Origin of the sequence: Arthrobacter sp. SO3 (assembly GCF_020532825.1) — a bacterium.
Classification (GTDB): domain Bacteria; phylum Actinomycetota; class Actinomycetes; order Actinomycetales; family Micrococcaceae; genus Arthrobacter.
Genome location: NZ_MQTS01000133.1, coordinates 1 through 9175, shown reverse-complemented (window position 1 = coordinate 9175; position 9175 = coordinate 1). Strand labels below are relative to the sequence as shown.

At 67.2% G+C, this 9175-nt stretch carries 10 protein-coding genes; 7 read left to right on the top strand and 3 right to left on the bottom strand.

Annotation, left to right across the window (positions count from 1 at the left end; genetic code table 11):
• The first annotated feature begins 92 nt into the window (after positions 1-92).
• From BJQ90_RS12955 to manD, 6 genes are all read left to right on the top strand, one after another.
• Entirely contained in the window at positions 93-1061 is a 969-nt protein-coding gene (locus BJQ90_RS12955; RefSeq protein ID WP_226760664.1) for a carbohydrate ABC transporter permease, read from the top strand.
• Positions 1058-1954, top strand: coding sequence for a carbohydrate ABC transporter permease (locus BJQ90_RS12950; RefSeq protein ID WP_226760663.1), 897 nt, complete (start codon positions 1058-1060; stop codon positions 1952-1954). Before BJQ90_RS12955 ends, BJQ90_RS12950 begins: the two co-directional genes overlap by 4 nt.
• 7 nt (positions 1955-1961) lie before the next feature.
• Positions 1962-3110, top strand: coding sequence for a galactonate dehydratase (dgoD, locus tag BJQ90_RS12945; protein WP_226760662.1), 1149 nt, complete (start codon positions 1962-1964; stop codon positions 3108-3110).
• A gap of 5 nt (positions 3111-3115) precedes the next feature.
• Positions 3116-3802, top strand: a complete 687-nt coding sequence (locus BJQ90_RS12940) for a bifunctional 4-hydroxy-2-oxoglutarate aldolase/2-dehydro-3-deoxy-phosphogluconate aldolase (protein WP_226760661.1) — start codon at positions 3116-3118, stop codon at positions 3800-3802.
• Positions 3799-4800, top strand: a complete 1002-nt coding sequence (locus BJQ90_RS12935; protein ID WP_226760660.1) for a sugar kinase — start codon at positions 3799-3801, stop codon at positions 4798-4800. Before BJQ90_RS12940 ends, BJQ90_RS12935 begins: the two co-directional genes overlap by 4 nt.
• 72 nt (positions 4801-4872) lie before the next feature.
• On the top strand, positions 4873-6102 hold the full coding sequence (gene manD / locus BJQ90_RS12930; RefSeq protein WP_226760659.1) for a D-mannonate dehydratase ManD: 1230 nt from the start codon (positions 4873-4875) through the stop codon (positions 6100-6102).
• 186 nt (positions 6103-6288) lie between these two features.
• Here manD and BJQ90_RS12925 read toward each other — a convergent pair whose 3' ends face one another.
• Positions 6289-6498 carry a hypothetical protein gene (locus BJQ90_RS12925; protein ID WP_226760658.1) on the bottom strand — a complete coding sequence of 70 codons (210 nt, stop codon included), beginning with the start codon at positions 6496-6498 and terminating at the stop codon, positions 6289-6291.
• 62 nt (positions 6499-6560) lie between these two features.
• Positions 6561-7697: a DNA alkylation repair protein gene (locus tag BJQ90_RS12920; RefSeq protein WP_226760657.1), complete on the bottom strand. Its 1137-nt coding sequence runs from the start codon at positions 7695-7697 to the stop codon at positions 6561-6563.
• A gap of 118 nt (positions 7698-7815) precedes the next feature.
• On the opposite strand from BJQ90_RS12920, the gene BJQ90_RS12915 reads away from it, so the two are divergent.
• Entirely contained in the window at positions 7816-8622 is an 807-nt protein-coding gene (locus tag BJQ90_RS12915) for a phosphatase PAP2 family protein (RefSeq protein WP_413463676.1), read from the top strand.
• Positions 8623-8750: 128 nt separating this feature from the next.
• Here the strand turns inward: BJQ90_RS12915 and BJQ90_RS12910 are convergent.
• A partial coding sequence (locus BJQ90_RS12910) for an HNH endonuclease signature motif containing protein (protein WP_226760656.1) occupies positions 8751-9175 on the bottom strand: 425 nt, incomplete at its 5' end.

Genomic DNA, 9175 nt, shown 5'->3' with positions numbered 1-9175 from the left:
CCAGCGCACTGAACCGCCCGGCGGGGCGGCGGCTAAGCCGTCGCCCCGCCGCGGCCAGCTCTTCCCTTCACCCCCGACTCCTTAGGTGAACCATGTCTGTACTGACTCCTCCCCGCAACGCCCGGTCCCAGCCGGGATCCGGCCGGAACGCCGGCCCCGCCCGCAGCGCCGGTGAGAATTTCTCCGCCTGGGCCAACCGGCACCGCAAGTGGCTCTTCGCCGCCCCCGCGATGATCTTCGTCGGCGTCCTGATCGTCTTCCCCCTCGCCTGGACCCTGTACCTGAGCCTCACCGACTCCCAGGGCTCCGTCCGGGCCGCCTCAGAGTTCGTCGGCCTGGAAAACTACCTCACGGTCCTCTCCGACGGGGAACGCTTCTGGCCCGCCGTCGGACGCACCCTGACCTTCACCGGCGTCGCCCTCGTCTGCGAAGTGGTGCTGGGCATGTGCATCGCCCTGCTGCTGTGGCGCCCGTTCCGCGGGGAAAAGTGGGTCCGCGTGGCCATCCTCATGCCGCTCGTCGCGACCCCGGTGGCTGTCGGCATGATGTGGCGGCTGATCTTCGACCCGAATATCGGCTTCGTCAACCAGCTGCTCGGCATGGTCGGCATCCCGCCCCAGCCGTGGCTCTCCGGCCAGGACACCGCACTGGGCACCACGATCTTCATGGACGTGTGGCAGTGGACCCCGATGGTGGTGCTGATCCTGCTCGCCGGCCTGACCTCGCTGTCCGAGGAGCCGGACGAGGCTGCCCGGATGGACGGCGCCAACGCCGCCCAGCGCTTCTTCCTCATCACGCTGCCCCTCATGATGCCGACCGTGATCGTGGCCATCCTGCTCCGCGGCATTGACGCCCTCAAGACCTTCGACATCCTCTACGCGACCAAGGGCAAGGGCGGCGGATCCTTCCACGAGGTGGAGACCCTCAACGTCTACGCCTACGGCCTGAGCTTCGACTACAACCAGTACGGGTTGTCCTCCGCGGTGCTGATCCTGTTCTTCATGATCATCATCGGCTCCATGTGGCTGCTGACCATGCGCAAGAAAGCGGTAAGCAAATGACCGTACTGTCCAAAAACAATGAAACTGCACCCCAAACCGCCGCCGCCCGGCCCGCGCCGGCACCGCGCCGCCGCAAGCCGCTGGGCACCCGGGCCTACAAGGTCTTCCGGGTGGCCGCGCTGATCGCCGTCGTGCTGTTCCTAGTGGCCCCGCTGTTCTGGATGCTGCTGGCCTCCTTCAAGACCAACGTGGATATCTACGACACCGGCAAATCCTTCTTCTTCACCCCCACGGGCGAGAACTACGCGAACGTGCTGCAGCGCAACAACTACTTCGTCTTCATCTTCAACAGCTTCTGGGTCGCGTTCGTCTCCACCGTACTGTCGCTGGTCCTCGGCGTCCCGGCGGCCTACGCGATGAGCCGTTTCACCATGCACCGCTCGGCCCTCGTGGTCCTGATGGCGCGCGTCATCCCGGGCGTCTCCCTGCTGGTGCCCTGGTACTACGTCTTCTCCAACCTGAAGATGGTGGGCGGTTTCGAGGTCCTGATCCTCAGCCACATGTTTGTCTCGCTGCCGCTGATCGTCTACATCATGATGAGCTACTTCGACTCGCTGCCGCTGGAACTGGAGGAATCCGCGCAGGTGGACGGGCTCACCCCGATCGGCGCGTTCCGCCGCATCACCCTGCCGCTCTCCGTGTCCGGCATCGCCACCGCGGGCATCCTGTCCTTCATCTTCTCGTGGAACAACTTCATGTTCGCCCTGGTGCTCTCCGGCTCCAAGACCAAGACGCTCCCGGTCGCGATCTTCGACTTCGTCTCCTACGCCAGCATCGACTGGGGCGGACTGATGGCGGCCGCCACGGTGGTCACCATCCCGATCATGATCATTGCGCTCTTCACGCAGAAGTACATCGTCTCCGGCATGACCGCCGGCGCGACCAAGGGCTAGGCCACCGATGACACTGATCAGCAGGATTGAAACCTTCCTCGTCGCCCCGCGCTGGCTCTTCGTCCGGATCGAGACCGCCAGCGGGATCGTCGGCTGGGGCGAGGCCAGCTGCGAGGGCCGCAGCGAAACGGTCCGCACCGCTGTCGACCAGCTCTCCGAGCTGCTGATCGGCAACGATGCGCTGCGGATCGAGGACCACTGGCAGGTGATGACCAAGGGCTCCTTCTACCGCGGCGGGCCCATCCTGGCCAGCGCCGTGTCCGGACTGGACCAGGCCCTCTGGGACATCGCGGGCAAGCACTTCAACACCCCCGTGCACCAGCTCCTGGGCGGCCACGTCCGGGACCGGATCCGGATGTACGGCTGGGTGGGCGGGGACGAGCCCAACGAGGTCGCCGACCAGATCAGCGCCCAGCTGGAGGTCGGGCTCACCGCCGTGAAAATGAACGCCAGCGGCCGGATGAGCCCCATCGCCTCCGTCGCGGAGCTCGACGGCGTCGTCCGCCGCGTCGCCGCCGCCCGCGAGGTTCTCGGCGACCACCGCGACGTCGCGGTCGACTTCCACGGCCGCTTCAGCCTCGCCAACGCCCGGCGGGTGGCACCGCTGCTGGAACCGTACAGGCCCTTCTTCCTCGAAGAGCCAGTGGTCCCGGAAAACACCCACCTGCTGCGCGAATTCACCTCCTCCACCACGACGCCGGTCTCCACCGGCGAGCGGCTCTACAGCCGGCAGGAATTCCTGCCCGCGCTGCAGGCCGGCATCGCCGTGGCCCAGCCGGACCTCTCACACGCAGGCGGCATCACCGAGGTCCGAAAGATCGCCTCGCTCGCCGAAATCTACGAGGTCCAGCTGGCCCCGCACTGCCCGCTGGGGCCGCTGGCCCTGGCCGCCTGCCTTCAGGTGGGATTCGCGACGCCGAACTTTCTGATCCAGGAGCAAAGCATCGGCATTCACTACAACCAGGGCGCCGAAGTCCTGGACTACGTGATGGACAAGTCCCCGCTGAAGTTCGTGGACGGCCACATTGAACGCCTGACCGGCCCGGGTCTTGGCATCGAAATCGACGAGGCCGTGGTCCGCGCCGCGGACAAGCGCGGCCACGCCTGGCGCGGGCCCGTTTGGCGGCACCCCGACGGAGCTTTCGCAGAATGGTGAATGACATGTCAAACGAACAGAGCAACCACTTGACGCCCGAGGCCCTGCTGGCCGGAATCCGGCAGACCCGGCTGGTCGCCATCGTACGCGGCGCAGACGGCGGCGCCGCCGCGAGGGCTGCCCTGGCGGCCATGGAGGAGGGCTTCCGCTTCGTTGAAATCGCGCTGACCACACCGGATGCCCTCGCGGCGATCCGCCAGGTCCGCGCGGCCGCACCGGACGGCTGCTTCGTCGGGGCCGGCACCGTGCTGACAGCGCAGGATGTGGAGCACGTCGCCGAGGCCGGCGGCCAGTTCATGGTGACCCCTGCGCTGGCCGAGTCGATCGGTGCCTCCGCCGCCGCCGGCATCCCGGTACTGGCCGGGGCACTGACGCCCACCGAGGCCTACGAGGCAATGACCCGCGGTGCCACCGCGGTCAAGCTCTTCCCCGCGTCCATCGGCGGACCGGGCTACCTCAAGGCGCTGCGGGATCCGTTCCCCGGGATCCCCTTAATCGCCGTCGGCGGCGTGGGGCTCGACGAGGCGACGGCCTACTGGCAGGCGGGCGCAGTCGCCGTCGGCCTTGGCAGCCCCCTCTTCGGCGACGCCGGCTCGGGCGGCGACCTGGCCCCGGTCCGGGAACGCGCCCGCGGTTTCCTGGCGCTCGCAGCTGAATACGACCGCCGGATCGCCGCGGAGAGCCTGCGGTGATTCCCGACGGCTCCTGGACCCCTGAACTGCTGACCCTCGGCGAGTCCATGGTTTCGCTGCGCTCCGCCGGGCCGCTGTCCGCCGGCGGCGTCCTGGCCATGCACGTCGCCGGAGCGGAGTCGAACGTGGCCGTCGGCGTCGCACGGCTCGGCCACCGGGTGGGTTGGGCCGGCGTCGTCGGCGCGGATCCGCACGGTGAGTTCATTCTCCGGCAGCTCCGGAGCGAGGGGATCGGGGTGCTGCACCGCGAGGACGCCAGCCGCAGCACCGGGGTGATGTTCCTCGAGCAGCGCACCGCCGACGTCACCCGCGCCTTCTACTACCGCGCCGGGTCCGCCGGATCCAGCCTGGACCGGGACGACGTCGACCGGGCCTTCAAGAACGGCGCCCGGGTCCTCCACGTCACCGGGATTACCGCAGCCCTCAGCCAGGAGGCGCGGCGGGCTGTGGAGTATGCGGCCGCCCGCGCCGCCGGCGAAGGCCTGGAAGTCTCACTCGACGTGAACTACCGGAGCAAGCTCTGGTCCCGGGACGAAGCGCGGGCCGTCCTGACCCCGCTGGCCCGGCACGCCAGCATCCTGATCGCCTCCGACGACGAACTCGGGCTGGTCGCCGCAGCGCCGGGGGGCACCGGGACGGGGAGCGCCGGAACGGCCGACGACGCCGAAACGGCCATGGCCGCCGAACTCCTGGACCGCGGGGTGCGGGAAGTCGTGGTCAAGCGGGGCGCTGCCGGCGCCGGGGTCCACACCACCGCAGGCCGGTGGGAAACGCCCGCCGTGCCCGTCTCCAGCATCGACACTGTGGGCGCCGGCGACGCGTTCACCGCCGGATACCTCTCCGCCCTGCTCGACGGCGAGGACGTGGCCGGCCGCCTGCAGCGCGGCGCCCTCGCGGGAGCCTTCGCCGTCAGTACCGCCGGCGACTGGGAAGGGCTGCCGCGCCGGAACGAGCTGGCGCTGCTGGGGGCCACACCCAGCGGAACCACCCAACGCTAGAGGCCCCGGCACCATCGACCCCGTGCCATCCACCGACTCACGACCAACCAACACAGAAAGCCTGGACCTGCTGTGAAAATCATTGCCGCTGAAGTCTTCGTGACCAGCCCTTCCCGTAACTTCGTGACCCTCCGGATTACCACGGAGGATGGGGTGACGGGGATCGGGGATGCGACGTTGAACGGGCGTGAGCTCGCGGTGGCGGCGTATTTGAAGGAGCACGTCGCGCAGTTGCTGATCGGGAAGGATCCGCACCGGATTGAGGACACCTGGCAGTTCCTGTACCGGTCCTCGTACTGGCGGCGGGGTCCGGTGACGATGGCCGCGATCGCGGCGGTGGATATGGCGTTGTGGGACATCAAGGGCAAGCTTGCCGGGATGCCGGTGTACCAGCTGTTGGGCGGGGCGTCCCGGAACGGGCTGCGCGCTTATGGGCATGCCTCGGGCGCGGACCTGGAGTCGCTGTTCGACTCGGTCCGGGAGCACCTGGAGCTGGGCTATAAGTCGGTGCGGATCCAGACCGCGGTGCCGGGGATCAAGGCCGTGTACGGGGTCGCGGCGCAGGCGCAGGCCTCGGGGGAGCGCTACGACTACGAGCCGGCGGGCCGGGGTGCTTTTCCGGTGGAGGAGGACTGGGACACCCGGGCGTATTTGCGGCACCTGCCTTCGGTGTTTGAGGCGGTGCGGAACGAGTTTGGTCCGGAGCTGCCGCTGCTGCACGACGGGCACCATCGGATGACCCCGATCCAGGCCGCGAAGCTGGGCAAGGCGCTGGAGCCGTATGACCTGTTCTGGCTGGAGGACTGCACCCCGGCGGAGAACCAGGAGGCGCTGCGCCTGGTCCGGCAGCACACCACGACGCCGCTGGCGATCGGGGAGATTTTCAATACGGTCTTTGATTACCAGACGCTGATCAAGGAACAGCTCATCGATTATGTGCGGGCGGCCTCGACGCACTTCGGCGGGATTTCGCCGTTGAAGAAGGTGATGGATTTCGCCGCGCAGTACCAGATCAAGTCCGGTTTCCACGGGCCGACGGATATTTCCCCGGTCGGGTTCGCCGCGCAGCTGCACGTGGGCCTGGCGATCCACAACTACGGGATCCAGGAATACATGCAGCATTCGGACAAAACCAACGAGGTCTTCGAACAGTCGATGACGTTCGTCGACGGGTACCTGCACCCGGGGGACAACCCCGGCATCGGCGTCGAATTCAATGAGGAAGCCGCCGCGGCCTACCCCTACCAGCAGGCCTACCTGCCCTACAACCGCCTCGTCGACGGAACGGTCCACGACTGGTGAGGGGCCCTGCCTGACGGTTGGTGCCTGAAAGTGTTGCTGGCAGACGGCTGCTGCCTGACGGTTGCCGGCCGGCGGTTGCCGGCTGTCGCAGCCAGACGCAATGTAGGTCCCGGGCGGGAGTCGAAGCTCCGCCGCCCGGGACCTGGCTTTTTGCGCTGCAAGCCAGCGCTCAAGGCATCGTCAGGCTCAGTTAATGAGTTCCCGCGTCATGCCGAAGGGCACCTGGTCGGAAAGCGCCGCCGTGTAGTGGCCCGCCTTGTGCCGCGTGAGCAGGATGCCCTGCGTCCCGGTGGCCATGGCGATCTGCTGGAGTCCGCGCACGGCGTCGTCGAGCCGTTCGTCTAGGACCTGGCGGCTGTCGACCTGGATCTCAATGCACTCGGTTACTGTCGTCATCGCACTGTTCTTTCTTGGGTTATTCATCGGCCCCAATGATTGAAGAGACAATAACGTCATATTTATAGACCCGTCAAATCTGCGAGCGGGGCCGCAGCGGCGTCGGTTCGGACCAAGAACTCGGCCGGCGCGTACCGCACGCCGTTGACCTGCGGTTCCAGTACATGCGCCCCCGGATGATGGACGCGCGTGGTCATTTGGCGGAAGGCATGGCGCTTCGAAAATCTTCTGGACTCGCCCGGCCCGAGGACGGCTGTTCCGAGCTTGAAAACCTTTTCCGCGCGCCTCCCGTTGGCCTTGGCATAGTGCACCACATAGTCGACGGCGAGCCGCGCCTCCGCCGGCCCGTTATTGGTGACCTCGAAGTCGAAGGCGAGCTCACCGGGAAGCTCGACGACGGTACGGTCCAGCCGGGGAGGCGTCACGGCCAGCGACGCCGGCGGGAACCCCAGCAGTTCCAGTGCGCCGGAGTGGGCCTTTTTGAGCAGGGTCCGCAAGCCGTGCCGGACCACCCGGGGGGTGTTCGCGTCCGGGGCGGCCATCCATCTCGCAGCGGTGGCAACCACCTCGTCCGGGGCGTGCCGGGCCAGATCGTTGAGGTGGTTGGCCACGGAGCGCCGCACGTCTTCCACCGGGTCACGGTACAGGGCGTCGAGGATCGGTAGGGTAGCTGCGGGCCGCTCTGTGATTTCGGGAACGCGGATGGCCCACGGCAGGTAGGCCCGGGTGCCCTCGCTGGCGAGCCGGCGGACATGCCAGTCCGGGTGGTTGGTCCAGCCCTGAATGAGGGCAAGTGCCCGGTCCAGGTCGGCGGCGAGGAGCCGCCGGATCGCGAACTCGGCGGTGAGCCGCGGCGTCAGTTCAGCCAGCAACGACAGGCAGTCCTCGAAGGCGTGGGTCTCCGGCGAGACAAGGGCGAGCGTGGCCGCCGTCTCGGTCACAGGCCAGACCATCCAGCCGGTGAAGTCCGGATCGTCCAGCGCCCGGCGGAAGCTGACCGCGGTAGCGGCGTAATTTCCGGGCAGATCAGCCAGCAGCGCGCGGCTTAGGAGGTCGGTGCGTTCCCGCAGGCTCAGTTCCTCCAGTTGACCGGCCGTCACGGCCAGGTGGGGAAAGCTGCCGCCGGGTGCCGCCGCGGCCAGGATCCGCTCCAGCGATCGCACGACCTGCGGGTTGATCAGTTCATTCATGACGCCCATTGATTCAGGCTACCGGGGAGCGAACCGTCGGGGCGCCGGACAAGCTCTGACACCAACAGAACCCACAGCACCTTCCGCGCCGGAACCGGGATATTCTTCACGAAGTAAATATCCACACATGGTGCAGAGGCGGATGCGGGAAATGGCGCAGGAAAAATCAGAGAGCTCGCCCGGCTGGTGGCGGGTTTTCCACGATAAATTCGTGGTTGAGGAACGCTACATGAGCGAGCAGGACCGGAAGAACTTGTACCGGATCGCCGTCGGCCTCGCGGTTGTTGGCGCCGTTCTGTTCTTTTCCATCCTTGCCAGTGTCCTCCAGCACGGCGGCCTCACCGCAGGCGACGAACCCGTCCGCACCTGGCTCCTGACCCTTCGCTCCGAACCGCTCACGACGATCATGATCATCCTCGCGATCGTCTTCGGCCCTGTTGGACTGCCGATCATCACTCTTGTGGTGACTGTGGCCTGGGGGTTGTTGGCCAAGCATGCCTGGCGGCCGATGCTGCTCGCCGGCGCCATGCTCACCGGCGTCATCCTTGCCCAGCTCATCGGACGTTCGATTGGGCGCCAACGTCCGCCGGTGGACCTCATGCTCTTCGGCGCAGATTTCACCTTTTCCTTCCCCTCCGGGCACGTGCTGGGAGCCTGTGACTTCCTGCTTGTCACGACCTTCCTGGTCTTCTCACGCCGGAGCAACCGCATGGCCGCGGTCGCAGGATTCCTGCTGGCCGGCGTCGGAATCTTCTTCGCCGCGGTCAGCCGGCTCTACTTGGGCTACCACTGGCTGACCGACGCCCTCGCCTCGCTGTCCATCTCGTTCGTGATCCTCGGCGGGGTGATCGCGCTGGACACCTGGCGGACGGCGCGCATCCGCGGCGAGCGGATCACAGGGGAGCTCTCCAAGGCCGATAACGGCCAGGAATAATTCCTGGCCGTTGTCTGGGTGGCATCGCGGTACGTCCGCAAGGCCGAGCCCTGGCCCGGACCGATGACGAACGACCAGGGCCGGCCTTTCGCGTCACTTATTGCGCTGAACGGCGTGCGACGTGGCGTTCAGGCGACGTGGCGCAGGACGGACTCGGGGTAGGTGTCCACGAGCGGCTCCGTCCAGTCCGGGAAAGGGTCCTGGGGTAGCTCCTGGTCAGGATCCGGGCCGGGGTCCATGGGCAAGTCTTGGTCCAGGAGTGCGTCTCCGTCCATATCTGCTTCCATGTCCGTGTCAGTGGTCAGGAGATGGTTGGGCCAGTGGGGTGGTTCCCAGTCCTGTTGTTCGCTGGGGTAGTACCGTCCCGAGGGGGAGGTCCAGCCGGGTGGTTTGTCCTTGCTGGCCCCGGAGGGTGTCCAGGCCGAGCCGTGTTTGAGTTTGTGGTGTCTGGGGCAGGGCTGGCCGAGGTTGGAGATCCCGGTGGTCCCTCCAGCGGCCCAGGCCAGGAGATGGTCCGCGTCGTTGTCCAGCGAGGCGTTGTTGCAGCCCGGGA

What these genes read in the sequence shown, in the direction of transcription:
- BJQ90_RS12955 (WP_226760664.1), top strand. Translation starts at nt 93, where the DNA reads ATGTCTGTACTGACTCCTCCCCGCAACGCCCGGTCCCAGCCGGGATCC.
- BJQ90_RS12950 (WP_226760663.1), top strand. Translation starts at nt 1,058, where the DNA reads ATGACCGTACTGTCCAAAAACAATGAAACTGCACCCCAAACCGCCGCC.
- dgoD (WP_226760662.1), top strand. Translation starts at nt 1,962, where the DNA reads ATGACACTGATCAGCAGGATTGAAACCTTCCTCGTCGCCCCGCGCTGG.
- BJQ90_RS12940 (WP_226760661.1), top strand. Translation starts at nt 3,116, where the DNA reads ATGTCAAACGAACAGAGCAACCACTTGACGCCCGAGGCCCTGCTGGCC.
- BJQ90_RS12925 (WP_226760658.1), bottom strand. Translation starts at nt 6,498, where the DNA reads ATGACGACAGTAACCGAGTGCATTGAGATCCAGGTCGACAGCCGCCAG.
- BJQ90_RS12920 (WP_226760657.1), bottom strand. Translation starts at nt 7,697, where the DNA reads ATGGGCGTCATGAATGAACTGATCAACCCGCAGGTCGTGCGATCGCTG.
- BJQ90_RS12915 (WP_413463676.1), top strand. Translation starts at nt 7,816, where the DNA reads ATGGTGCAGAGGCGGATGCGGGAAATGGCGCAGGAAAAATCAGAGAGC.